Annotated in this window: 18 protein-coding genes and 1 tRNA gene; 14 read left to right on the forward strand and 5 right to left on the reverse strand. The window is 60.5% G+C overall.

Going from position 1 to position 24,773, the window contains the following annotated elements; all coding sequences use genetic code 11:
- Positions 1 to 2: 2 nt before the first annotated feature.
- From IT444_04390 to pilM, 4 genes are all read right to left on the reverse strand, one after another.
- Complete coding sequence (locus IT444_04390; protein ID MCC7192004.1) at positions 3 to 1,658, reverse strand: hypothetical protein; 1,656 nt, start codon at positions 1,656 to 1,658, stop codon at positions 3 to 5.
- Positions 1,659 to 1,739: 81 nt separating this feature from the next.
- Positions 1,740 to 3,581 (reverse strand): hypothetical protein, encoded by a 1,842-nt coding sequence (locus IT444_04395; GenBank protein ID MCC7192005.1) that lies wholly within the window; start codon positions 3,579 to 3,581, stop codon positions 1,740 to 1,742.
- A 39-nt stretch (positions 3,582 to 3,620) separates the two neighbouring features.
- Entirely contained in the window at positions 3,621 to 5,102 is a 1,482-nt protein-coding gene (locus IT444_04400) for a hypothetical protein (protein MCC7192006.1), read from the reverse strand.
- Positions 5,099 to 7,285: a type IV pilus assembly protein PilM gene (pilM, locus tag IT444_04405; protein MCC7192007.1), complete on the reverse strand. Its 2,187-nt coding sequence runs from the start codon at positions 7,283 to 7,285 to the stop codon at positions 5,099 to 5,101. Before pilM ends, IT444_04400 begins: the two co-directional genes overlap by 4 nt.
- A gap of 464 nt (positions 7,286 to 7,749) precedes the next feature.
- Between pilM and IT444_04410 the strand changes: the two genes are divergently transcribed.
- The 14 genes from IT444_04410 to fabF all read left to right on the forward strand — a co-directional run bounded on the left by IT444_04410 (position 7,750) and on the right by fabF (position 24,060).
- Positions 7,750 to 7,822: transfer RNA gene (locus IT444_04410), tRNA-Ala, on the forward strand.
- Positions 7,823 to 7,916: 94 nt separating this feature from the next.
- Positions 7,917 to 10,076: a tetratricopeptide repeat protein gene (locus tag IT444_04415; GenBank protein MCC7192008.1), complete on the forward strand. Its 2,160-nt coding sequence runs from the start codon at positions 7,917 to 7,919 to the stop codon at positions 10,074 to 10,076.
- 55 nt (positions 10,077 to 10,131) lie between these two features.
- The gene (locus IT444_04420) at positions 10,132 to 12,339 is read left to right on the forward strand and encodes a hypothetical protein (protein ID MCC7192009.1); all 2,208 of its coding nucleotides are present in this window, start codon (positions 10,132 to 10,134) and stop codon (positions 12,337 to 12,339) included.
- 118 nt (positions 12,340 to 12,457) lie between these two features.
- Positions 12,458 to 12,907, forward strand: a complete 450-nt coding sequence (locus tag IT444_04425; GenBank protein MCC7192010.1) for a hypothetical protein — start codon at positions 12,458 to 12,460, stop codon at positions 12,905 to 12,907.
- Positions 12,908 to 13,089: 182 nt separating this feature from the next.
- On the forward strand, positions 13,090 to 14,622 hold the full coding sequence (locus tag IT444_04430; GenBank protein ID MCC7192011.1) for an MHS family MFS transporter: 1,533 nt from the start codon (positions 13,090 to 13,092) through the stop codon (positions 14,620 to 14,622).
- Positions 14,623 to 14,829: 207 nt separating this feature from the next.
- Entirely contained in the window at positions 14,830 to 16,125 is a 1,296-nt protein-coding gene (locus tag IT444_04435) for a hypothetical protein (GenBank protein MCC7192012.1), read from the forward strand.
- Between the two features lie 48 nt (positions 16,126 to 16,173).
- The gene (locus IT444_04440) at positions 16,174 to 18,009 is read left to right on the forward strand and encodes a hypothetical protein (GenBank protein ID MCC7192013.1); all 1,836 of its coding nucleotides are present in this window, start codon (positions 16,174 to 16,176) and stop codon (positions 18,007 to 18,009) included.
- A 202-nt stretch (positions 18,010 to 18,211) separates the two neighbouring features.
- The gene (gene rpmF / locus IT444_04445; protein MCC7192014.1) at positions 18,212 to 18,397 is read left to right on the forward strand and encodes a 50S ribosomal protein L32; all 186 of its coding nucleotides are present in this window, start codon (positions 18,212 to 18,214) and stop codon (positions 18,395 to 18,397) included.
- 1 nt (position 18,398) lies between these two features.
- Positions 18,399 to 19,442, forward strand: coding sequence for a phosphate acyltransferase PlsX (gene plsX, locus IT444_04450; GenBank protein MCC7192015.1), 1,044 nt, complete (start codon positions 18,399 to 18,401; stop codon positions 19,440 to 19,442).
- Positions 19,439 to 20,482 (forward strand): ketoacyl-ACP synthase III, encoded by a 1,044-nt coding sequence (locus IT444_04455; protein MCC7192016.1) that lies wholly within the window; start codon positions 19,439 to 19,441, stop codon positions 20,480 to 20,482. The genes plsX and IT444_04455 overlap by 4 nt, the downstream gene beginning before the upstream one ends.
- A 34-nt stretch (positions 20,483 to 20,516) precedes the next feature.
- Entirely contained in the window at positions 20,517 to 21,470 is a 954-nt protein-coding gene (fabD, locus tag IT444_04460) for an ACP S-malonyltransferase (protein MCC7192017.1), read from the forward strand.
- A gap of 53 nt (positions 21,471 to 21,523) precedes the next feature.
- Positions 21,524 to 22,273: a 3-oxoacyl-[acyl-carrier-protein] reductase gene (fabG, locus tag IT444_04465; GenBank protein ID MCC7192018.1), complete on the forward strand. Its 750-nt coding sequence runs from the start codon at positions 21,524 to 21,526 to the stop codon at positions 22,271 to 22,273.
- A gap of 196 nt (positions 22,274 to 22,469) precedes the next feature.
- Entirely contained in the window at positions 22,470 to 22,730 is a 261-nt protein-coding gene (gene acpP, locus IT444_04470) for an acyl carrier protein (GenBank protein MCC7192019.1), read from the forward strand.
- A 91-nt stretch (positions 22,731 to 22,821) separates the two neighbouring features.
- Positions 22,822 to 24,060: a beta-ketoacyl-ACP synthase II gene (gene fabF / locus IT444_04475; protein ID MCC7192020.1), complete on the forward strand. Its 1,239-nt coding sequence runs from the start codon at positions 22,822 to 22,824 to the stop codon at positions 24,058 to 24,060.
- A gap of 140 nt (positions 24,061 to 24,200) precedes the next feature.
- Here the strand turns inward: fabF and IT444_04480 are convergent, their stop codons facing one another.
- Positions 24,201 to 24,770: a thioredoxin family protein gene (locus tag IT444_04480; GenBank protein MCC7192021.1), complete on the reverse strand. Its 570-nt coding sequence runs from the start codon at positions 24,768 to 24,770 to the stop codon at positions 24,201 to 24,203.
- Positions 24,771 to 24,773 lie beyond the last annotated feature (3 nt).

Here is a 24,773-nt window from a genome sequence, read left to right on the forward strand (position 1 = left end):
GCTCAGGCTCGATCTCCCAGCTCGCCGAGGATTTGTTGAGTCAGTTCCCAGAAATGAGCCTCGCGGAACGCCGTCGCCGCTCCCGGCAGTGAGCCATGACGCTGGCTATGGCTGCTCCAGTGGCTTTGTGCGCTGAATAGCCTCTGACGACATAATTCGGCGGCATCCCGATCCTGCGATTTCAGGTAACGACGGTATGCGGCAAGTCCGGCCAGCAAGTCACGCAATGCCTCAAACAATGATTCGCCATAGCTCATCGTGTTAATCAGCGGCTCAAGTATGCTGCGGGTGCGATCAGTCAGGTGCTGGCTCAGGGCGGCGCGGTCAGAATAAAGCCTCTCCACCGCAGACTGTTTTTCGGCAACCACTTCCTCAAGTGTGTTTTCCGGTAACCGCTGAATGATGCGCCATGCTGCCCGCGCATCGACCAGGTCATCCTGTATCCAATCCGCGTTGGGATGCCAGGGGTCAGCCTTGGTGCGTGCAAACGGGCCGATGTAAAAGCCCTGCCGGATCACTTCCGGAGAATCCACCAGCGTCTGCTGGATCGCGGCAGCAATCGGCTCGCTGACGACGCCCAACCGCTCACCGATCCAGCGCTGCGCCAGGTCAAGCGGTGCGATGGAGGGATTTTCCGCCAGCAACGGGACGGAGAAGACATTGGCGTCGATCCACGACTCATTGCTGACGAAAGGCCCACCCCACCCGCCGCCGCGAACCCACGCCCAGAGTCCGGCGAAGTTGATGCGGCCGGCGATCTGTGCGAGTCCAGCCGCAGCGCCCTCTCCCGCCTCCGGATAGCCGTCGCGCCACAGCGGCACCTGCCAGTTGGGGATGCCGCCTTTGCCTTCAAACTCCCGCTGACATTGAAGCTCGTAGATGATCGGCCTCTTGCCGCACGCGAGGCTTGCCGGGTTCCAGTTCTGGTAACGCCAGAAGTCGGTCTGCGTGAACTTGAACGACAACACAAAGCGATCGTCCGTCTCTTCGCCGGGTAACTGGGTCTGCACGCGGCGACAAAGCTCAACCGAGTCGTGCAGACCGTTGGGGCGGACATTCCACGCGCGGGCGATGAGCCGCTGCCCCCGCTTTTGCACGACGAGCTTATGGAAATGATGCAGAACTAGCGTGATGCGGTCAGCCCGGCCAAGCTGGCTGCACCGGGCACAATGCGGGGAATAGATATCGTTACCCACCAGATAGGGCAGACGTGACGCATCGTTGTCGCCGAAGCGCAGCACGACACCGCTGACACTCGGAAACTGCTGAAGGAGTGATTCGAGTGCCTGGCCGGATCGTTCCAGAGCCGCTTCACTGGCGGGACAGATCGTCGATGGCCGCTTGGTGCAGGTGAGGGTGCCGACGTTTCGATCCACCACATCCCGCGCCAGGCTCAGCGCGTCATAGGCGATATACACATCGAGCTTGGCGCGCACAGCCTGCTCGATCCGCTGACGGATGATTTCGAATTGCTGGGCGACCCATCGCCTCATTTCTCCCGAACTGATGCTGTCGGGAGAATCGACGCCGGACAGCCCGGTCGTTTCGTAAAGGACAACGGCGTTATAACCCAGCGCGCGGAGTTGCAGCGGGTCGCGGTAACGGCTGCCGGCGAACGGCTCGCCGGGGTTGTCCAGAATCGTCGCCAGCTTGAGCATCAGCGGGTTTTAACGTCGCAACAGAAACGCGGCAAACGCGCGTTCACGGGATTGGCAGATAAAAGGCGAAGTTACTGACCGTCACTCGGAACGCCCAGCCACCGACTCGACGGCCTGACTCCGCAGACGCTGACGCAGTGAGTCATCCTTATCCGCGGCTTGAGTACGGCTGAGCATCTTGCCGCTCTGACGATCCATGTAGAGCAGGCGCGTCGTCGTCTGGTTGAAGCCCAAACCGACGGCCGGGGCGTCAAAATCAATGTCCACCACGACCGCATTGACCGTCATGTCCACGGGTTTGCCGTCGTTAACACCGGCGATGGCGACGGACTTGCCGATCGGATCGCCGGGCTGAACGGTGAACTCCTGCGATCGCCACGCACCGTTGATGATGCGCCACACTTCGACCTGCGCGTTCTGTGCGTTGCGATTACCGCCGGTAACAAAGAAGTAGCTTTCACGCTCGATGGTCACCGGCGAGGACCAAGCGTTGTGGAACTCGACAGCCGTTTCCGTGTCCGGGGCCGATTCGATCGCCAGCTTTTCAAAATACTGCTCGCGCTGTTCGGGACGCGGTTCACGGCGTTGGAAAAGCGGGTTGAGCACCGCAACAACCAGTCGATAGCGATAAGTCTGTCCCGGCTTGACGGTCACATCGTGTGCCCATACTTCGATACGGTCGCTCATCTCCGGTACCGACTCGACAGGGGCTTGGGCATCACGGCCACCCAGAAGCGGCCTGCCATCAAACGCAGGCGGAGAACCGGCTGGGGTATCCGCGACACGCTTGATTCCACGGATTGCATCCCTCTCGTTGATGCGGTCCCGAAGATCCTGCTGAAGCTTGTTTAGATCGCCGCCGGCTAAATCCGGCCTGGGTGCCGCCGCACGACCGGGTGGACGACGATCCCTGGGCAGCGGAGAGGGCGCGGCTTCCGGCATCGCCGAGTGAAGCGGCGGAGTCGGTTCTGCGCCGCCGCTCTTATGCAACACTTTCACCCGCTCGCGCAACCGGTTGATTTCGATGTCGAGCTGCCTGAGTCGCTTCAACTGTTCTTCGCTGAGCTGAGGTGCAGCAGAGCTTCCCGGCGCAATCCATCCATCATCCACCAGCGGCGGAGGCGCTGGCTTGGTGATCTGATCCTGTTCAATACGAACCTGGCTGATCGCTTCGTCGGCGTCCGCACCCCAGTTGCCGTTGCGGAAATGGAAGGCCGCATTGGGAAGAGCTGCGAGACGCTGCACCGATCCCCACTGGTTAGTGGACGGATCGAGCGCCTGCCGTTCGAGGATGACATCCGCGACCAACAGCCGGCCGCGCCACCACGACTCAGGCATCCGCTGCGCTTCGGGAGCCGACGCCAGACGCCGACGCCATTCCTTCATGTCAAACTGCCCCGCCACACTGACGTAGCGGATATCACGGACATTATTCCCGCCCAGAAGTTCGTGCCATGCGTCAACCAGTTCCTTTGGTTCGGACGGGATCGCCACCACACCGAAACCCGTGCTGGTTGTCAGGTTGGTCGCTGGCGGCGGTGTGCCGACAAAGTATTCCGGACGTACCGGGGCTTCAGTCGGAACGACTCGCGGATCGAGGCCCGGCGGTCCAAGCGGCACCTCCAGCTTGGACTTACCCGTCAGCGAGCGCACCGCGCGGGCTTTGAAATCAGTCGTGTAAGAGGGCACGGTGATCTTGGGCAGCGGGCTTTCTTTCTTGCTGATCGCTCCGTCTAGCTTTTTCGTCGCCAGGTCGATTTCCTCGACGGTTTCGGTCGGAGTCATCATGCGGGCATTCAGCTCAACCTGATACGGCTGGCCCTGCACATAAAGCCAGATCACGATGACCGCCAGCACCAGCGCAACGCCGATGACGATCTTGTGAATGTGCTTGTCGATGAAGGTGAGATTTTTGATTTTCATGGCTCAAAGGCCCTGGCCGCCGCGCGGCGGGTTGCGGAATTAGGGAGCTGCTGCGGGAACCTCAGCTACGGAGAGCAATGACTTGACCTCTGCGGGCATCAGCCTCGCGGTCCAGTCGCGCAGCCAGAGCGTCTCAATAAGCATGTCAACTCGAACCACGTCACACGCACCGTAGATGTAGCCGGCTTCTGCCTCTTTGTACTCGTCCACGTCGGTGATCTTCATCTTCAACACCGTCATGAAGTTGACCTGCGCGAGGTTGTCAAAAAACTCCGGCATGCGAGTCGAGTCAATCATGATCGACAGCCACACATGGCGGACATCGTAGATGTCGTTGCTGCGCCGACCGGTGGGTGCGAGTGTAAAGTCGTCGGGAAGTTTTTTAGCGGCAGCAGACGCCAATGAGCCAGTGCGCTGGCGGCCCATTGCCGCTCCCGGAGGACCGCCGGGTGCTGCACCTGGGCCCATTCCGGGGTGCATCGCGCTCGGAGCGGGTGGCGGAGCCGACGCCCTCATCGGTGCCCCGCTGCTGCTGACCGAACCAGGCCCCTCCTGCCGGATGCCCCCGTTACCGGTGATGCCCACGTAATCGGGGAGCACCTGGAGCGTGACCAGGCGTTTGATCGGCGACGTCATCACGTTTGCCGACGGTTCCATGACCTGATTGGTCAGAGCGATCGCCTGGAGAATGTCCTCGGTGATCCAGAGTTGCATCTGACCTTCCCACACCTCGACAGGGTCGGGCTGCGACGACTCGGATGCCCACTGCATGATGGTGAAGGGATACGAAGCATCAGCCACGTTGCTGCGGTTTCCAGAGCTGGTCCCCACAGCACTGCGGCGAGACTGCTCCGTCGTCGCATAAATGTGGATGTTCTTGGCGTATTCGATCAGGTATTCCGCCGTCTTTTGCCGACGCAGGTCACGCAGCTCCTCGTCCTCCTTTTGCGTGAGGATCGCGCCCTGCATGTTGCTGCTGCGGTACTCTGCATCCACTTTGTCCACAAAGGACTTGACGTCAGCCATATCCGGCGCAGAACCGGCATCGAGCTGCGGGTGATCCGAGTTCGGCGAAAACTCCTCAAAAAACTTGGTGAACGATTCTTTGTAAACGTCCTTGGCGTAAATCGCCTTCGTCGCTGTGCCGCGGATATCAGGGAACAAGCCGTCCATCATCGGCGTGTGGTCCTGCGAATTGATCTTCACCGCGTAACCGTAGATGTCGGCAAACTCCTTGTTCATCGTGCCGTAGGCGACTTCCAGATCGTTGATCGCCGCCTGATTGATCGCGATGGTCTCCTGCCGCGGCACGTCATCCGCCTTTTCACCAGGAATTTCCACCGGCTGCACGAGATAGCGGCGGAGCTTTTCCTTTTCCGTCTTTCCGTAATCCACGACGTTCTGCGTGAAAGTAGAACCGCTCAGCTGGACGTAACCAATGATGCCCAGCGAAAGCACGATCACGACGATCGAAACGACGATGATCCAGTTATCACGCGACCATGCGATGAGTCTTTTCACAGTTGGTCCTCCTTGCCGTCGGTCGAGGCTGCGGGCTGTGTCGTCGGGCCTTGACTCGGAGCATCCAGCCCGCCAGCGGGGGCGGCCTTCGATCGCTCGCGTGAGATGGCTTCACCCTGCCGGGCATCCTGAAGATGGATCAGTTGTATCTGCCAGCGGAGTTCAAACCGGATTCCTCCTCCCACCGCTAGCCGATCCGGCGGAGGCGGAGGCAAGCCGACCACGTCCTTCGACACACTGACCGTCTCCGTCAAGGTCTGATTTCGCGTGTTGCGTCCTCCCAGCGGGCTTACCCTGCCGGCTGGCGCAACAGCCGGACTGCCGGAGAACATTTCGTTCTCACCGATTTTTTCAACCTTCTCCAGTTGGTTGGTCGCGATGATGCGGTACGGCCGATCTGATCGTTCCGCGTGTGCCTTGAGCCAGTTGATGTAGCGGTCGCCGACGAGCCGCACACCATCGCTGTTCGGGGTCGTGCCTTTGAGCGTGATGATAAATGTCGGCGGAGTCAGTCCCGACGGATTGGGAGCGGGTTTGACCGGCTGCATCGGCCCCGGCGTCGGCGCGGGAGGCGTCATTTCACTGCGACGTTTGCCGAAGATGTCCTGATAGCTCGCGCCCGCGGCGATGGACGGTTCTTCGGCTTCCGAAGCATGCGCACCCGCTGCTGCCGGGTTTCCAAACTGGTACTCCGCCGTAACCTCGGAAACATAAATCCGCAGCCGCTGGTTTCGCGGAATGTGCGCGATCTTTTCATAATCGTTAGTCAGAAGATCCGGCTGGAGTATTCGGCCGTGGTCGTCCTGCATCAGCCACAGGGCCGCCAGATCGAGATCGACCATCAGTTGAGGCCAGATGGTGCGACCATCGAGGATGCGGCGGAGATTTTCGATCTTGATGCGCGGATCGGAACTCGTCTGCACCGTCTTCATCTTGCTTTCGAGACCACGCGCCTGATTGACCACGCGGTCGGCATTCGCCTGAACCTCGGTCTTCTGAGTCTCGTAGCCGCTCTTTTCGACAAAGAGCCGTCCCCACGACGCCCCCGCCGCCGCCAGCAGCACAATCGCCGCCGCCGCGAACCACGGCCGCTTCGACCGCCACAGACGCGACTTGATGATGTGTTGAGGCAAAAGATTTGCGTTGACCTGTTCGACTCCCAGCCCCTGCAACGCACAGCCGTAGGCCGTCGCCAGGTTCATCGCGTGTTCCGCGAAGTCGGCCTCCTGCTTGCCGTCCACTTTGATCCGCTTGAATCCGTTGGGTCTCTCGACCTCCATCTGGAGTTGCTGCTTGAGGAACTTCTGCATCCCCGGCAGACGGAAGGTCGAACCAAGCCCGATGATGCGGCTCAATTTCGCGTCGCGGTTGAGCGTTTGGTAATAGCCCAGCGAGCGCTGGATTTCCTGAACGAGGTCGGCAAACACCGGCCGCATCGCCTGGAAAATCTGCCTCGCGTATTTGCTGGTGGAGGCTTCGCGTTTGAGCTTTTCCGCTTTGGGGAACGAGAGCTTGAACGCACGGACGAGCGCCTCGGTGAAGTTGTTGCCGCCGATAGGCAGCGTCCGCAGCCAGAGTTGACCGTTCTCCACGATGATGACATCGGTACTCGACGTGCCGATGTCCATGATCATCAGTCCCGGTGAGTCGGGGGTGAGATCCATATCGTTCGCCAGCGCGTTGTAGGCCGCCAGCGGCGAAAGCGTGATGGCGTCGATATTGATGCCGACGTTGCGATAGTTGGTCAGAAATTGCATCACGCGATCCTTGGTGATCGCAAAGATGCCGACCTCAACGTCGGGCGAGTCAGGCTGGGAAAACTGCTGATAGTCCCACTCGACCTGATCGATGGGGAAGGGAATCTGCTGGACTGCTTCAAACTTGACGATGTCGCCGATCTTCTTGGGATCGACAGGCGGGAGCTTGACGAAGCGGGCAAACGCCATATGCCCGGGCACGGAGACGACGACGTTGGAGTTGGCGAGTTTATGCCGCGAGAGAAATTGATCGAGGTTGACCTGGATGGCTTCCTCGATGTTGAGGTCGGGAGTGCTGAGGACTTTCTTGAACGGGAGGATGTCGTAATCGGTGACGACCAGGTCTGCTCCCTGACGGGTGAGGCGAATGGCTTTGATGGCGTTGGCGCCGACCTCGATTCCCCAGGCGTCGTTATTTTTCGACATTGGCGATTCCTTACAGGTTCAGACCCGCCGACTTTATTCGTTTTTCGCTTCCACTGCCAACCTTCAACAACCACCCTCCACGCCGTTTAGCCGACGGTACGGTGATCGTGCTGCGTGCTGAACGTCATTGAAAGCGTTGTGGATGGAAATCCGGGTGAAACCCGGGTCGCGCCGCGCCATGCCCAGGACATCGCGACGATACGGTAGCGACACATTATTTAACCCGCACAGCTAATCCGGGTCAAGATTTCATCCGCCTGCGCAGGTCAGTGGAAAACCGATTGAGTCAACAGCCTGCCTGCCTATCCCGATCACCGCTCCTCGATAGGTCAGCCTGAGTCGGCTGATACGCGAGCGCATCGACGCCTGAGAACCAAAATAATTGAGTCGAATGATCTGATGCGGACATGCGCAGCGTTTGCTTACGATGTTTTCAGCCGATATAAATGAGGTTTCCCCATAGCGGGGCCGTAGCTCAATTGGGAGAGCGCGTCGTTCGCAATGACGAGGTTGTGGGTTCGATCCCCATCGGCTCCATTCGAGATCACACTTCCGCATGAAATTTTGCAGTCAGGCCGCGCCGCCATGCGGCTGTGCTGAACCTGTCAATCTGCGACGATAATGGCGACTCATGGTGCGGTTCAGATCCATCGCTCCCGTACTGATTCTCCTGCTCGTCGGCGGCGCGATCTACAGCAACAGCTTTTCCGGGGTGATGGTCTTCGATGACCATCAGGTGCTCATCGACAACTCGATGATCCGTCATCCCCTGCAAATCTGGCTTCATCCCGCAGGCGTGCAGGAAACCGGACTTTCAGGGCGACCGGTCACAGCTTTCACCTTCGCACTCAACTATCAAATCCACGGCCTGAAAGTCTGGGGCTACCATCTGGTCAATCTCGTCATTCATCTGGCAGCGGCCTTGACGCTGATGGGCATTACCCGACGGACGCTGGACCTGCCGCGGTTTGCCGGACGCTACGCCGCGTCCAGTCGCTGGCTCGCGTTGACCATCGCCCTTTTATGGATGGCTCACCCGCTGCAAACCAGCGCGGTCACTTATGTCAGTCAGCGACTCGAAATCCTGATGGGGCTTTGCTATCTCCTGACGCTTTACTGCGTGATCCGCTCGCATGACTCATCAAACAGCTCCCAACGGAAAGGGTGGTCCGTAGCGGCTCTGATCGTCTGCGCGGTCGGCATGGGCAGCAAGGAAGTCATGGTCACCGCGCCGCTGGTGGTTTTCATTTATGACTGGATTTTTCTTTCAGGAAACTTCCGCGAGTTGATTCGCCGACGATGGCGGCTGCATCTTTCCCTGACAGCTACGTGGGTGATCCTCGCCCTGCTCGTGTGCTACTCGCCGCGGGGGCAATCCGTCGGGTTTCATTTCGATGACCTGACCGCCCTTGATTACCTCCAGACGCAGACCAGTTCGATCCTGACATACTTGAAGCTGTCTCTCTGGCCTCACCCGCTGATTCTCGACTACGGCCCCGCGGATTTCGGCGTGCCGATCCTCCGTCATTTCACTCAGTATGCGCCGCGCGGCCTCATCATCGTCAGCCTGCTCATCGCCGTCGTGCTCGCGCTGCGTTACCGGCCTGCATGGGGTTTTCCGGGCGTCTGGTTTTTCCTGATCCTGGCTCCCTCATCGAGCTTCCTGCCCATGCGCACGGAAGTCATCGCGGAACATCGGATGTACCTCTCCCTTATCGCGGTGATCGTGCTGGCGGTGATGGCGGCCTATCACGTCGGCGAACGGTTGTTCCGATCAACTTCCGTTGACTCCGCCCACGCATCCTCCGGCTCAACCCTGCCGTCGATGACGGCCTTCATCCTCGTCGCGGCAGCCGTCTCGGTGCTGGGTGCTCTGACCTATATGCGAAACTGGGATTACCGCTCGGAGCTGGTGATGTGGGAAGACGTGGTTGCAAAGCGACCCGGCAACTCCCGCGCATTCGATGCTGTCGGCCTGGAGTATTCACAAATCAACCGACTACCCGAAGCTCGAACCGCGTTACTTTGCGCGCTGGCGATCCGGCCGGACTTTCAATACACGCAGGGGTTACTCGGCTACGTGCTGATGCGGCAAGGCGATCTGGACACGGCGATGATGTATCTCGAAAAGGCGAGTCTCAATCAAAAGCCGCTGGACAACCGCACCACCGCTGCTGCGTGGTATCAGTACGGCACACTGCTGCAAAAAAAGCAGCAGCCTCGGCAGGCTCTTGAGGCCTTTGAGCGTGCGTTGCGCCTCGATCCGGACCTCGCACAAGCGCACAACGGTGCGGGGGTCGCGCTGACATTGCTGGGGAATCGAAGTCGCGCCATTAGCGAGTTTGAAGCGGCACTTGCTTCCCGCCCCGGCTATGACGAAGCACGTTTTAACCTGGCGGTCTCTTACGGCGAGAGCGGGCAGACCCGACAGGCCATCGAACATCTGCGAGATATTCTCGGTCGGCACCCGAAGCATGGTCTTGCGCTGGCGAACCTCGCCTGGGCCTACGCCACCGCGACTGACCCGGCTGTCCGTTCCCCGCAATCCGCCATCGAGTTCGCCGATCTGGCCGAACAACAGCCCAGCGGAAAGATCGCTTTGACCTATGCTGCGCGAGCCAAAGCCTATGGCGAGCTTCGGCGTTTTAACGAGGCGATTCGCGACGCACAGCAGGCGTCCAAGCTGGCATCCGTTGCAGACGATCCGTCGCTGCTGAATCAGCTCAATTCCTGGCTGGATGCTTTCCGACAGGGGCAGGTTCCCGCGGACACACAACCCGCCCTGCCATAGCTGCGATTGCTGTCACCGCCGTTCCTTGGCGCGGAAATCGATAATCTGTTATCCCATGAATACCAACTGGATTGACCAGCTTCGGCTGCCTGCGATAGATGCTGAACCCGGCGCGACTGTCGCGCTCGCCTCGGTGCCGGTACCGCGTGAGGGGCCGGTGAGTGTACGGTTCAAGGGTGTTCCGTCGCACGCGGTGACGCTGGCGCGCTGGCCGGGAGTTGACGGCCCGGGCGCCGCAAAGCGATTGCTGGTCGTCGGCGTTTCCGACAAACCTTTGAGTGACCAGATCACGCTCGAATCCGGCGAGAGCGCCATCAAGCCTGCGACACTTCCCGCATGGCGCGTCGGCATCCTTGAGGAAAAAAAGATCGGCGTGGCGATGCGCGAGGTCAATGAGTTGGTCATCACCCACGCCGGCCGGGAAATCGGCCTGCGGCTGGGTATCGAAAAAGCGGACGGTCCGCGCTGGTGGGAGTGGCTGACCGTCGAGGAAGAATGGGCCGGCCCGTCGTGCAAAGCGATCCACGCAGCAGGTTACGTCAGCACCATCGACGTCACCGACGAAACCTTCAACCCTGCACGATACAACTCCTGCCACTGGTTTCACCGGCAACACTGGCTCTTTTGCGAAGTCCGCATCTGGCTTTTTTCCAACGGCCTGGCTCGCGTGACCGCACGACATGTGAACAACCGTTTCTTCGATCAGGGACGCGACCTCGAAGATATCGTACCCGTGCTCGGCTTCCGCACGGTAAACACTTCGCTGAATGAAAAACTCGACGGTCAGCGTCACGATTTCGCATTGGGCAATGTCCAGCTCGACATTGCGCGATCAACCCATCTGGTCAGTGCGGAACATCCCGGCAAACTGGCGACGCAAAACGGCGTCGTGATCTACCAGCCCTACACGGGTGCGGAAATCGAATTGGGCGAACACGGCACACCCGCGGTCGAATGGCGGCTGGCGTCCTCCGAACGGCGCATGTGGAAAGGGATGGCTCGCACGGTCGAGTTTGATCTTTCGCTTGCCGACGCACCGATCCGCACGCGACGGTTCGTCGCACCGCAGGCATGGCTGGCGTATTGCGGCGCGCTGTGGCCGGATGGCGCACTCCCGGCCCGCGGGTCGCTGAATGAAACCGCCGACCGCATGGTGGACTTCGCCATGGCCTCATCACTCAAGCCCTCCGGCAGATTTTACGAGGCATCGTCAGGCGGAGATGGCGAGCATTCCCACGGCCTGATGCGCGGAGCGTACCGCATGAGGCGGCGCGACCTCTACGACGCGGCGATTCGTCACGCCTACGCCTGTGCCGACATCGGCATGGATCATGCGGATTTCACGATCTTCATTTCCGGTCAGGTGCGCGGAGCTATTTCGCTGGTGCTTCAGCGCGTCATCGGCATGCTGGCGGCCTATCTCGAAAACGGAGATCCATACCTGCTTGAGTGCGCGGAAGCGGTCGCGGACACCGCCTATGCGATCGACCGATCCAACTGGCCGCGACGCAGCTATGGCCGCGACGCTGCGTATATCCGCAGCTTGACGCATCTCTATGAGGTGACAGGTGAGCGGTTCTATCTTCGCCGCGCCGGTGCAGCGTGTCGGCGGGCGGCACAGTGTCAAACACCCGCGGGCTACTTCACCGATCAGGGCGGAGCTGTCGGAGCGCACGGCCACCTCAACGAGATCGTCAAACCGTGGATGAACAGCATCCTGACCGAAGCATTTGTGGACTACCTTGAACGAGCCGGCAGCGATCCGGTCGTGGAGAATGCTGTCCGGCGTGTCGGAGAGTGGCTGCTGAAAGTTCAATTAACAGATGCCGACGGCGTGTATTGGGCGTATGAACTGGCGTGGGGGCAGAACACGACCGCCCCGTACCAGAAATGGAACCCCGATAAGCCTCCTGAAAAACATCCCGTCGGCGATGTGCATCTGGATTACAACGCGCGGACGCTGCTCTGGCTCTCAAAGCACACGGGTGACCCACGCTTCGCCCGCGCCTGGCAGGGAACCTACGAACGGTTCTTCATCCGCAAAAAGCAACTTGGCGGCGTCTATGGCGGCGTCAAGACCGCGGAAAATTACCCCTGGCATGAGGCTCACCTCTGGAACGCACGCTGGACACCGCAAGGCGTGGTGCTCGATCCGATGCTCGACCTGATTAACGTCGGGCGCGAGGCCACCATCGAGCTGCCGCTGGGTGGACAGATGACGGTCCTTCGCACCGCCGCGGGGGTGGAAACAAAAACTGGGTAATGCAATAACGGAACGATTCCTCACGTTGTTGGGGAATGTGTTTGAAGTGATGGTTCGCACCAACAGCGATCGCCGCCGAGCGATTGCCTTTAGCCGGAAGCCCGGCAGGAGCAATGGTATGAAGAGTTGGAAGGTTGTTGCGCTGACACTGGCGTTGGGTCTGGGAATGGGCTCTCTCGCCCTCGCCAATCAAGACGCGAACGGTGCAGGCGATAAAACGCACAACACCAAGGAAAAAGATCACGACGGTCACAAGGACAAACAGCCCCGGAAGGCCCGCTCCGGCAAGGTTGTCGGCGTGTCGGGAACCTCCATCACCATCGAGGTCGGCCCGAAAAACAATAAGACACAGGTCGTCATCGAAACCAACGCAGAAACCAAATTCAAGGTCAACGGCAAGGAGGGCACCATCGATGACATCAAGGAAGGCATGTGGCTACTCGCCAAGCCCCTTGATGGCGTCGCCACTCACGTGTTGGCACGCGATCCGGGCAACAAAAAAGACAAGAACAAAGACAAGGAAAAGCATGAAGATCATGAACATGACCACGATCATGAGCATGATTAAAAGTAAAGTATCCTCCCCGCTGTTTTGGGGATTCGTGTAAATGAGAACCCACCGGTGTCATGAGATGCCGGTGGGTTTTCTTGTCGATGGATGCGGGCTGTGGTTTAATCTGCGGCAACACATCGCGGCTGCCCGGCGTCCCGCCTGTCTATGCGGTGCCTGGCCGTCGAGGATCCATCCCTATGGCCCATCCCGTCCTCGCCGTACCGGAAACTCAATTCAGCTCACGCCAGATTCGCCAGGTCATTCTCGCCTCGGCAGTCGGCACGATGATCGAGTGGTACGACTTCTACATTTTCGGAAGTCTCGCCACCATCATCTCACCTCTCTTTTATCCCAAGGGCAACGACACGCTCGCCCTGATCGCCTACCTCTCCACCTTCGCGGTCGGGTTCGTTGTCCGTCCGTTCGGGGCGCTGTTTTTCGGACGTATCGGTGATCTGGTCGGCCGCAAATACGCCTTTCTGGTCACGCTGCTGATTATGGGAGGCGCGACCGCGTTGGTCGGGCTGCTGCCAACCTACGCAACCATCGGAATGGCGGCACCGATCATCCTCCTGCTGATCCGCATTCTTCAGGGGCTGGCGCTGGGCGGGGAATACGGCGGAGCGACGGTCTATGTCGCTGAGCATGTTCCCGACGCTCGACGCGGCTTTTACACCAGCTTCATCCAGATCACCGCCACGCTGGGCCTTTTCGTCTCGCTGGCTGTGATCCTTTCCGTACAGGCGTCGATGAGCAAGGAAGCGTTTGAATCATGGGGATGGCGAGTGCCCTTCCTCATCTCGATTCTCCTCGTGGCGATCTCGCTCTACATCCGGCTGCGAATGAAAGAGTCGCCCATCTTCCAGCACATCAAGAGTTCGGGCATGACATCGGCACGGCCGCTGACCGAAGCCTTTACCCAATGGGACAACCTCAAGCGCGTGCTCGTCTCACTCTTTGGCGCGACCGCCGGACAGGGAGTGGTCTGGTACACGGGTCAGTTCTACGCGCTTTTTTATCTCCAGACGATTCTGAAGGTCAACGCCCAGGCAGCCAACTACATCATCGCGGCGGCACTGCTGCTGGGCATGCCGTTCTTCGTTGTGTTCGGCGCGCTGTCAGATCGAATCGGACGTAAAAAAATCATGATGATCGGCTGCCTGCTGGCGGCACTCACCTACATTCCGATCTATCAAACCATGCGCAATGTCGCTGGCTCAGGCGTCGTGACCGTCAGCACCACCACCGATCCGCTTACCGGTGCTCACAGAGTCGTGCCGCAGTCTTTCAAGGAAGGAGACAGCTCAACACTGGTACCTGCACAGGAAGTCCTCTCGCACAGCGAGCCACTCATGCTGATCGCCAACCCGGTCGCGTGGCTGCTTGTCGGTCTGGTCTTCATCCAGGTGATTTTCGTCACGATGGTCTATGGTCCGATCGCGGCTTACCTCGTCGAAGCGTTCCCCGCACGCATCCGCTACACCGCCTTGTCGCTGCCCTACCACATCGGCAACGGTGTCTTCGGCGGGCTGCTGCCGGTGATCGGGCTGGTTCTGGTCGCAAGGACCGGAAACATCTACGCCGGCCTCTACTACCCCATCGTCATCGCGGCTGTCACCTTCGTCGTCGGCTCGATTCTGCTTCCTGAGACGCGACACATCCTCATCTGGAAGGAATTGGAAACCGACAATCCCAACGGTGCCCGCAGTGATATCGAGGGGCCGGCCTGATGCGCTGAGTGTTCGTCCGTGCTGTCGCCGACGAAGGCTCGGATCAAAACGTCGAACGCCTATCGCCTCGTTTACCGATTCCGCACTCTTTCCGAAAGATGTGCATTGGACGCACTCGCGGCTGTTCGCTAGCTTGATCCGCCCGTAGTTGCATTGATGATCGCAATTAGATCCGTTCACCCTCAGCAACGCGCCCGGAGTCTTCCCATGCCCGTACAAAAAGCGTCCACACTCGGCCTCGAACCCTCCTTTGGTTTTGGTGACCGTCTGGGTCTGGCGACACCCGGCCACCTCGAAGCCCTCAAGCGCGAAGGCGGCTCCGGAGCCGGTAGCATCAAGCCCATTTTCGCCCAGCAGTCCATCCGTGAAATGACCCGCACGAAGCGCACGCCCAAGCAAGTGATGGCTGCTGCGGCCAAAGCCCTCAAAGCGGAAAAATACACGGATGTCTGGGGTGCCGACGCGGACCATCTCAAGACTGAGGAGGACGTGGAATACACCGCCGCTGCGGGTTTTGTGTTCTTCACGATTGACCCCTCCGCGCACGTGGACACACACGCGGACAGCTACGACAAGGCGACACTGGACGCGAAGTTTGCCCAGATCAAGAGCCAGACGCCGTGGGTTCGCAGCTATGAGGGGAAATCCGTCGCCATCAAGGATGGGCCGACGATCCGGTTTGAGAGTTCCTCCGTCAAGCGTGCCGCGGTGAAGTACGGCCGCGCCATCGCTCACACCGCCCGCATCGCCGCACACATCGCCAAGGTGATGAAGACCCGCGGTACCGAAGGCACAGCCTATGAGATCGAGCTGTCCGTCGATGAAACTCCTGAGCCGACGACGCTCGCGGAGCATTACATCATCGCGGACCAGCTTGGCCCGCGGAGCATCAACCTCGTCAGCCTCGCGCCGCGGTTCATCGGCGACCTTGAAAAAGGCGTGGACTACAAGGGCAATCTCAAAGCCCTGGAAAAATCGCTCAACGATCACGCAGCCATCGCACGTCAGCTTGGCCCTTACAAGCTGAGCCTGCACTCAGGATCGGACAAGATTTCGATGTACCGCCTGTTCGCACGGGCGACACGAGGCATGTTCCACGTCAAAACGGCGGGGACGAGCTATCTGGAAGCCCTGCGGGTCGTGGCGCGTCACGACGCCAAACTCTTTCGTGCGATCGTCGATTTTGCGCGCGGTCGTTACGACACGGACAAGGCGACTTATCACGTCTCGGCGACTCTCGCCGACGCAGCCCCGCCGTCCGAGGTCGCACGCATCAAGCAGTTGGAGCAAATCTATCTCCAGGATTGGTCCAGCGTGGCCAAAGGCAAGGGGTTCACCAACCCAGGCAGGCAGATCATGCACTGCACCTTCGGCTCGGTGCTGACGGACAAGAAGTTCGGCCCGGCGGTTCGGGCGGTCCTCGAAGCGCATCCCGACACGCACCGTGAAGTTCTCGCGGATCACTTCGCGCGACATCTTGCGGCCCTGCGCAGCGGCATGTAAACGGCTGACGACTCCGACGCTTTCTGTCTCGGATCTTCGGGGAAAGCCATGCAATCACTCTACGACACTCCCGCGTCCGAACAATCCGCCGAGTCCCAGCTTGACGAGTTTCTTCGCGCACAGTTCAAGCCGTTTGTCGCGCCGACTGATCCGGGCTGGAAGAAACGCATCGTCACGCTGCAACGCGCGTTGCTGAAAAAAGTTTTCCTGCGCGGGATTCCCGAAAAAATTTATGCCGCCAAACCGCGTGTGCGCTGGGGTCGGGTTCTGCGGCCGGACCCGTCCTATCTCATCCGCAAGCTCTGCTACGAGGCCTACCCGAATTACTGGATCCCCGCCCTGCTTTACGAGCCGACAAAGCTCACGGGTAACGTGCCGGTCATCATCAACCCCAACGGCCACCATCGCGGCGGGAAAGCGGCTGACTACAAGCAGATTCGCTGCGCCAACATCGCACGGCGGGGCATGATCGCCCTCAACATCGAATACATCGGCATGGGCGACCTCGAAGCCGACGCCCGACACAATAACATCGCCCTGCTCGACCTGACCGGAATGGCAGGAGTCGGTTTGTTTTACCTGGCTCTCAAAAAGGGCCTCGATCTGCTCCTGTCACGCCCTCACGCTGACCGCAAACGTGTCTGCTGCACCGGGCTTTCAGGCGGCGGGTGGCAGACGATCGTGCTCTCGGCCATCGACCCGCGCATCACCATGAGCGTACCCGTCGCAGGCTACACCGCCACACGCACACGCATCGGGTGCCCCGACGATCTGGGTGATATGGAGCAGACTCCCAGCGATCTCTGCACGGTAGCGGATTACGACATGATGACGGCCATGCTCGCGCCGCGACCGGCACTCCTGATCCTCAATCAGAATGACGATTGCTGCTTTAAGACCGCAACGACTCGTCCGGTGATCTACGATGCCGTCGTACCCACTTACAAGGCGATGGGAGCTGCGGAAGTATTTGAGACTTACAACAACATCCGTCCGGGGACGCATAACTACGCTGCGGACAATCGCCGGCAGTTTTATCGCTTCGTCAAACGGCATTTCAAGCTGGCCGCCAATATGCCCGAAGGCGACATGCACCGCACTGATGAGCTTTACACGGAAGATGCGCTGCGCGTGGAACTGCCCGCCAGCCAGACGACGGTAGAGCGGCTCGCCTGGGAAAGGGCTGACGCACTGCGACGCGGACACAAGATGCCTCAGACCGTGGCGCAGAAAAAGGCGTTGAGAAAAAAGCTCGCGGCTGTTCTCCGGCTGCCGGATTATCAAGCGGAGCTTTCGACGGTGCGGGAAGAAAAGGGCGTGGAATTGCTGGCGGTAAAGGCCGGCCCCTGGACGCTCGCCGTGACCGTTGAACCTGGTAAAGAGGACCGTGAGCCGGTGCTCATCATGGGTGATGCCGGCCGTGCGACTCCGATGCCCCTGCCGATAGCGGAGGAGGGGCCGCGATTCCGGATCGATACGCTTGGCTGCGGCACGGGCAGCGCGTCCGTGTTATCCCTGATGGTGCTCGACGCGACCGGCCACCGTTTCACGGGTATTCGTGCGGCGCAAGTCCTGGCTGCGGCAAAGGCGATCCTCAAACGGGTCAAGGCGAAGAAGCTCCACATGGTCAGCGACGGCTGGAATGCGTCATTCATCTGCCTGCTCGCCGCTGCGCTGGAGCCGGAGCTTTTTTCAACCTACACCTCTTACGGATCATTCCCCACGCTGCGGTATTTGATGGATTGGGGAATGAATTACGATCAGGCGCAGTCGTTCTTTTGTTTCGGGCTGATGGAAGTGGCCGACGTGCCCCAGATCAGGGCCTTGATGGAAGGGGTGACGTATCGGCAACCCGGCCGCGGCGTCATTCCCGATCGACGGTAAATGGCCCATGCCGCCACGGAACCGCCCACCGCTTGCGGCGCGTCAACAACAGGCGTATAGATAGCCGGGCCGGGGATGAGCGTTCTTGACGTTTTCCCGCCTCGCGGATAACTTTCACGACCTTGTTTTATGGAGTGAACCCCAAAGGGTTCGGAATCTCGCGCTGCCTTGCGGCGGCGGATGCACATAAGGCGGCCTCGTCATGAACCCAGTCCAACGCAAGTCCAAGTCTCAGAGCCGGATGCGCCGGTCGCATCAGGCCCTGAAAAAGATCGCTTCGGTTCGCTGCCCCAACTGCGGCGGCGCCAAGCTCCCTCACGCGGCGTGTATGTCGTGTGGCTTTGTCCGCCCGGGTGTGAAGCTGGCGCTCTCGAAGGAAGAAGAGTAGCTTGCGTATCGCCATCGATGTCATGGGTGGCGATCACGCCCCCGACAAAATCCTCACGGGCAGCCTCGATGCCATCAAGCTGCTCACGCCGGAGGACCGACTGGTCCTTATCGGCGATGAGGCGATCATCCGCGAAGGCATCGCCGAACGGGGCCTCAAAAACGACCCGCGACTCGAAATCGAGGCCACGACTCAGGTCATCGGGATGGCGGAGCCTCCGGTCACCGCGCTGCGCACCAAGCCGGACAGCTCGATCGTGCGCATGGGCTGGCTGGGCGGCCAGCGCGCCAAGGGAAAACGCTGCGACATCATCATCAGTGCCGGCAACACCGGCGCGTGTGTCGCTTCCGCTCAGATGTCCATGCGACGCCTGCCGGGGGTCAACCGACCGGGAATCGCCGTGACCATCCCCACCTTTTTCGGCCCGATCATCCTCTGCGATGTCGGGGCCAACCCCGACCCCAAGCCCCATCACCTGCATCAGTACGGCCACATGGGCGCGGTGTACGCGGAAAAAGTCGTCGGCGTCAAAAATCCTCGCGTCGCCCTGCTGTCGATCGGCGGCGAAGAGGGCAAAGGCACGCCGCTGGTCAAACACACGACCAAGCTGATGAAGCCCGACAAAACGCTCAACTTTGTCGGCAACATCGAAGGCCGCGATCTTTTCGACGGACATTGCGATGTCGTCGTCACCGAGGGCTTCACGGGAAATGTCGTGCTCAAGCTCGCGGAAGGTCTGGCTGCGGGATTGTTCAAGACCATCGCGCACGAGATTTTTGAAATCGATCCTGAGCTGGCGATGAAGTTTGAGCCGGTCGTCAAGAGCATCTACAAGAAACACGACTACCACGAGCACGGCGGCGCGCCGCTGATGGGCGCAAACGGCGTGTGCATTATCTGTCACGGTTCGAGTGAGGCCCGCACGATAGTCGCCGCGGTGCGCAACGCGGTCGCCTACACGCGGCTGGGGGTCAACCAGGCGATCGTCGAGCGGCTGTCCAAAATCGAACCTGCGCCCGAGTCTGCCCAAGAGGACGCGGCATGAGCACCGACTCCGCCACAGGTAGTTCCGGCGCGACCGCACGATTTACCGCACCCCGCCGCCCCGCCGGCGTGCGACTGGCGGGCACGGGCATGTGTCTGCCGCCGCAGTCGATCACCAATGTCGATCTTTCCAAGCGTATCGAAACCAGCGACGAGTGGATTCAGCAGCGCACGGGCATCCGGGAACGGCGCATCGCCGACGAGCAAACAAGTCTGCTTCCCCTCGCCAGGGGTGCTGTTGAGGCTGCTCTCCGCGATGCCAGGATGGAACCGCGACAGCTCGACCTGCTGTTGCTGGCGACGATCACCGCCGAGATGTGCTGTCCCTCGACCGCCGCGCGGGTCGTCGCCGACCTGGGCGCCAGCCCCGCCGGTGCTATGGACATCAGCGCCGCGTGCAGCGGTTTCGTCTATTCGCTCAATATGGCGTCGAGCCTGATCCAGTCGGGCTTCTATCGCACCATCGCCGTCGTCGGCGCCGAGGTGCTCAGCAAGATCACGGACTGGAACGACCGCCGCACCTGCGTGCTGTTTGGCGACGGCGCGGGCGCCGCCATCGTCACCGCCTCGGATAACCCCGACGAAGGCTGCATCTACCAGAGCATGTCGAGCAACGGCGGGCTGTGGAAAGAGCTATACGTCCCCCGGACGCCCGGCGATGTGCCGGGAGGCGCTGATTTTTCCGGCGCGTACAACACGCTCCAGATGAACGGCCGCGAGGTTTACAAGTTCGCGGTCACGACCCTGATGTCGAGCATTGAAGAAACCTTGGCGGCTACGGGCTACAAGGCCTCCGACCTGGCGGTCATCATCCCGCATCAGTCGAACGCGCGCATTCTCGAATCGGCACGGGAAAAACTGGGGCTGCCTCCGGAAAAGCTTTACATCAACATCGACCGCTTCGGAAACACCAGTGCCGCCAGCGTCCCCATCTGTCTTCACGAACTGATGGCCGCCGGTAAACTCAAGAAAGGCGACCTGGTTCTCTTTGTCGCGCTCGGTGGCGGGCTGACATGGGCATCGAGCCTGTGGCGCATCTGAGACGCACCCGGTTTTCGTTTTACAAGTGAGCTTTATGTCGGATCAGGGAAATAACGCAACGATCGGGCCGGCGATGGTCCTCTGCCCCGGCCAGGGCGCACAGCAGGTGGGCATGGGGAAAGCGTGGACCCAGCAGCATCCCACGGCTGCGTCCGTCTTCGCTGACGCGGATCGCATTCTCGGCATCGACCTCAGCGGCATCGCTTTTCACGGTCCCGAAGAACAGCTCAACCGAACGGATTACGCGCAGGCGGCGATCTACACCACTTCCGTCGCCTGCTTCCGTGTCCTCAAAGAGCGAGGTGTGCTCGGTGAAATCAGCGGTACCGCCGGCCTTTCGCTGGGTGAATTCACCGCGCTGCATTTGGCGGGAGCGTTCAGCTTTGAGGACGGCCTGCAACTGGTACGCAAACGCGGGCAATACATGCAGGAAGCGGCTGAGGCGAGCAAAGGCGGCATGGTCGCGCTGGTCGGCGCCGATGAGCCGCAGGCGAATCTCGTCTGTGAACAAAGTCTGGAACGAGGCGGCCCCAGCGAAGTGCTCGTACCGGCCAATTTCAATTGTCCCGGCCAGATCGTCATCAGCGGCAGTCTTGAGTCGTGTTACCGCGCCGTTGAGGTCGCTGGGACAATGGGCCTCAAAGCGACACCGCTGAAAGTCGCCGGCGCGTTTCACTCTCCATTGATGAAACCTGCGGCGGATCGCCTCGCCGCCGCGCTTGCCGGCGTCGCGTGGAACAAGCCGGCGGTGCCTGTGATCTCCAACGTCACTGCCCTGCCTCACGACGGACACAATCTCGACTCGATCAGGAAACGTCTCGTCGAGCAGCTCACCAGCCCGGTACGCTGGGAGCAGTCCATGGTCTGGGCTGTCGCGCACATGCCGGGTCGCTACGTCGAGCTGGCACCGAACAAGGTGCTCTCCGGTCTGATGCGTCGCATTGATCGGGCGGTCAAAGTCGAAAATCACGCGGAGCCGTCCGCATAAACTGCATCCGAGCTTTCATCGTCAACGCCTAACGGAACCCCCGGATCGAAACCATGAGTGAATCCCAGGAACAGCGCATCGCCCTCGTCACCGGAGCTTCCCGCGGCATCGGCGCAGAGATCGCCAAGGCCCTGGCGCGGCAGGGTCGCCGCGTCATCCTGATGGCCCGGAACGCCGACAAGCTGGCCCAGGTGCAGAAGGAAATCACCGATGCCGGCGGGCAGGCGTCGTGCGTCGCCTGTGACATCGGTGACGGCAAAGCCCTCGAAGCGGCCATTGAAAAAATCGCCGACGAATACAAGCGGCTCGACATCCTCGTCAACAACGCGGGCATCACCCGTGACGGTCTGATGCTCCGCATGAGCGACGAGCAGTTCGACGAAGTGATCAACACAAACCTCAAGAGCGTCTTCATCGCCTGCCGCACCTCGCTGCGGCCGATGATGCGCGGCAAATGGGGCCGGATCATCAACATCGGCTCGGTGTCGGGCCTCGTGGGAAACGCGGGCCAGGCAAACTACGCGACGGCAAAGGCCGGTCTGGTCGGCCTCACCAAGTCGATCGCCAAGGAGATGGCGTCGAAAAATATCACCGCCAATGTCGTCGCCCCCGGCTTCATTGAGACGGACATGACCCAGGTTCTGCCCCAGCAGGTCAAGGATCTGGCGGTCGATCACACTCCGCTCAAGCGGATGGGACGCGGCTGCGAGATCGCGGCGGCGGTCGCCTATTTCGCATCCGAAGATGCGGGATTCACCACCGGCCAGGTGCTGGCGGTCGATGGCGGGATGACAATGTATTGATACGGAGGGCCGATTTACGGAAAGAACGGCCCCCGACATCCACAGGAATCTTCAGGCTGCGACGTAAGCGGCTTGTGACGGATATGGAAGGTCGTTATATTCTGGCCCCGGAGCCATTCCCGCTTTTTCATATGCGGGGCGATCGGGGAAAATCAGGGACGCCGCCTGCGAGGCCGGCAAACTCAAGGAGAGTCCGATGAGCGTGACCGAAAAAGAGATCGAAGAAAAAGTTATTTCGATCGTTGCCGACCAGATGGGCGTGGACAAGGGTGAGATCAGCCGTGACACCTCGTTTGTCCAGGATCTCAACGCCGACAGTCTCGACACTGTTGAGCTGGTGATGGAGTTTGAGGACGAGTTCGAGACCTCCATCCCCGACGAGCAGGCGGAGAAGATTCAGACCGTCGGTCAGGCGATCGATTACATCAAGCAGCACATGAACAAGCCCAAAGCCTGATGTTTTCCGCTTACTTTGACTCAGTGCCGCGCAGTCATTGGCCGCTCGCGTCTGCGTTGATGCCGGGCCGCGCCCAGGATTCATTCCCCTTATGAGCAAGCGACGCGTCGTGATCACCGGCCTCGGATGGGTCACCAGCCTCGGGCTCTCCGTTGAGGGCGTGTGGTCTGACCTGATAGCGGGTAAGTCCGGCATTCGGACCATTACTCGCTTTGACACCTCGCGCCACGCCACCAAGTTCGGCGGCGAAGTGAGCGATTGGCAGGCACCCAACATCGAAAAACGTGACGCCAAGCGGCTCGATCGCTTCGCCCAGTTTGCGCTCAACGCCGCGATCGACGCCGTCAAGGATGCCGGCCTGGATATCTCCAAAGAAGATCCCTGGCGGGTCGGCTCAATCGTCGGTTCAGGCGTCGGCGGCATCGAGGAATTTGCCGAGGGGCACCAGAAGCTGCTCGAAAAAGGCCCCGAACGGGTCAGCCCGTTCATGGTTCCCAAGCTCATGTGCAATGCCGCGAGCGGGAACATCTCCATCCACTACCGCGTCCACGGTCCTAACTCCGCCGTCGCCACCGCCTGCGCCTCAGCCGCCCACGCCATCGGTGAAGCCGCCAAGTGCATTCGTTACGACGATGCAGACATCATGATTACCGGCGGGTCCGAAGCCGCGCTGACCCCGCTGGGAATGGCCTGCTTCATCGCCCTGCGTGCTCTGTCTGAACGCAACGACGCGCCGGAGAAGGCGTCTCGGCCGTTCGACCGCGACCGTGACGGCTTTATCCTCAGCGAAGGCTCAGGCATCATCGTGCTCGAGGAGTACGAACACGCTCGTAAACGCGGGGCACGGATCTACGGCGAATTCCTCGGCTACGGACAATCAGCCGACGGCTCGCACATCACCGCACCCGATGAACAGGGCAAAGGCGCAGCCTTCGCCATGCAGTCCGCCCTCCGCGATGCCGGCGTGAATACCGACGACGTGTCCTACATCAACGCTCACGGCACCAGCACCCCGCTGGGCGATCAGGCGGAGACCCGCGCGGTGAAGCGTCTCTTTGGCGAGGTCGCCAAACGCATCCCCATGAGCTCTACCAAGTCGATGACCGGCCACCTGCTCGGCGCGTCCGGCGGGGTCGAGGCCATCATCACCGCCAAGGCGATTCAGACCGGCATCCTTCCGCCCACTATCAATCTCGACAACCCCGGCGAGGAATGCGATCTCGACTACGTACCCAACGTCGCGCGCAAGGCTGATGTCAAAATTGCCATGAGCAATTCGTTCGGCTTCGGCGGGCACAACGTGTCGCTGGTCATGGGCAAAGTGCGGTAATCGGTAATCACCGCTTCCCTGTTAGTTCCCCGCCGCCTCACGTCGTAACCCGACGATCCGTACCCAATGTCAACCGCGCAAGCCGCGACTGGCGGAGTCGGCTCGTTCCGTTTCCTGACGAAATGGGAGGAGGGACGGGCTTAATCGTTGTATTTCTGCCGCAACCGGCCGCTCAAGCGCAGCAGCAGGTGGACGCGCTCGAACTCGTCCAGCCAGTCCTGAAGTGTCGCCGCCAACTCGCTCTTGTCCACCGGAGCGCCGGGCAATGGGCAACTGGGGCCGAGCTGACGCTGCGCGATCGCGCGGTAGCGAGAGAGCGTGCGGTCGCCGTACCAACTGACAATCTGATAATCCTCCGCGCAAAACACGAGCACCGGCACACGCTTGCCGCCGTTGATCATCAGTTTTTCCTGCAAGTCGGCGTGGGCGTCGCGGTCCACCCAGCGGAGATCGATCTTTGCGCGGTTGGCTTCGGCGATCCGCTGGATCAGCGGCCCCTGCTGCACGCAGTCGCCGCACCAGAGGCCCGACATTGCGATCACATTGATTCTGCGGATGAATGAGCCGACCAGCTTCGTCTGCGATTCCGTCAGCGACGCCTGATCGTAAATCCGCTTCCAGTTTTCCTGCTGTTCGGGCTTGCCCCCAGCTACGTAGGCTTCGTACGGCTTGCCGGCTTCGTGCTTGGATTGAAGGTATGTCGCGTCCATAAT

This window comes from Phycisphaeraceae bacterium (assembly GCA_020851465.1).
GTDB lineage: Bacteria > Planctomycetota > Phycisphaerae > Phycisphaerales > Phycisphaeraceae > JADZCR01.

Coding starts and splice junctions, on each gene's coding strand:
- IT444_04390 (MCC7192004.1), bottom strand. CDS start 1,658: ATGCTCAAGCTGGCGACGATTCTGGACAACCCCGGCGAGCCGTTCGCC.
- IT444_04395 (MCC7192005.1), bottom strand. CDS start 3,581: ATGAAAATCAAAAATCTCACCTTCATCGACAAGCACATTCACAAGATC.
- pilM (MCC7192007.1), bottom strand. CDS start 7,285: ATGTCGAAAAATAACGACGCCTGGGGAATCGAGGTCGGCGCCAACGCC.
- IT444_04415 (MCC7192008.1), top strand. CDS start 7,917: ATGGTGCGGTTCAGATCCATCGCTCCCGTACTGATTCTCCTGCTCGTC.
- IT444_04420 (MCC7192009.1), top strand. CDS start 10,132: ATGAATACCAACTGGATTGACCAGCTTCGGCTGCCTGCGATAGATGCT.
- IT444_04425 (MCC7192010.1), top strand. CDS start 12,458: ATGAAGAGTTGGAAGGTTGTTGCGCTGACACTGGCGTTGGGTCTGGGA.
- IT444_04430 (MCC7192011.1), top strand. CDS start 13,090: ATGGCCCATCCCGTCCTCGCCGTACCGGAAACTCAATTCAGCTCACGC.
- IT444_04435 (MCC7192012.1), top strand. CDS start 14,830: ATGCCCGTACAAAAAGCGTCCACACTCGGCCTCGAACCCTCCTTTGGT.
- IT444_04440 (MCC7192013.1), top strand. CDS start 16,174: ATGCAATCACTCTACGACACTCCCGCGTCCGAACAATCCGCCGAGTCC.
- rpmF (MCC7192014.1), top strand. CDS start 18,212: ATGAACCCAGTCCAACGCAAGTCCAAGTCTCAGAGCCGGATGCGCCGG.
- IT444_04455 (MCC7192016.1), top strand. CDS start 19,439: ATGAGCACCGACTCCGCCACAGGTAGTTCCGGCGCGACCGCACGATTT.
- fabD (MCC7192017.1), top strand. CDS start 20,517: ATGTCGGATCAGGGAAATAACGCAACGATCGGGCCGGCGATGGTCCTC.
- fabG (MCC7192018.1), top strand. CDS start 21,524: ATGAGTGAATCCCAGGAACAGCGCATCGCCCTCGTCACCGGAGCTTCC.
- acpP (MCC7192019.1), top strand. CDS start 22,470: ATGAGCGTGACCGAAAAAGAGATCGAAGAAAAAGTTATTTCGATCGTT.
- fabF (MCC7192020.1), top strand. CDS start 22,822: ATGAGCAAGCGACGCGTCGTGATCACCGGCCTCGGATGGGTCACCAGC.
- IT444_04480 (MCC7192021.1), bottom strand. CDS start 24,770: ATGGACGCGACATACCTTCAATCCAAGCACGAAGCCGGCAAGCCGTAC.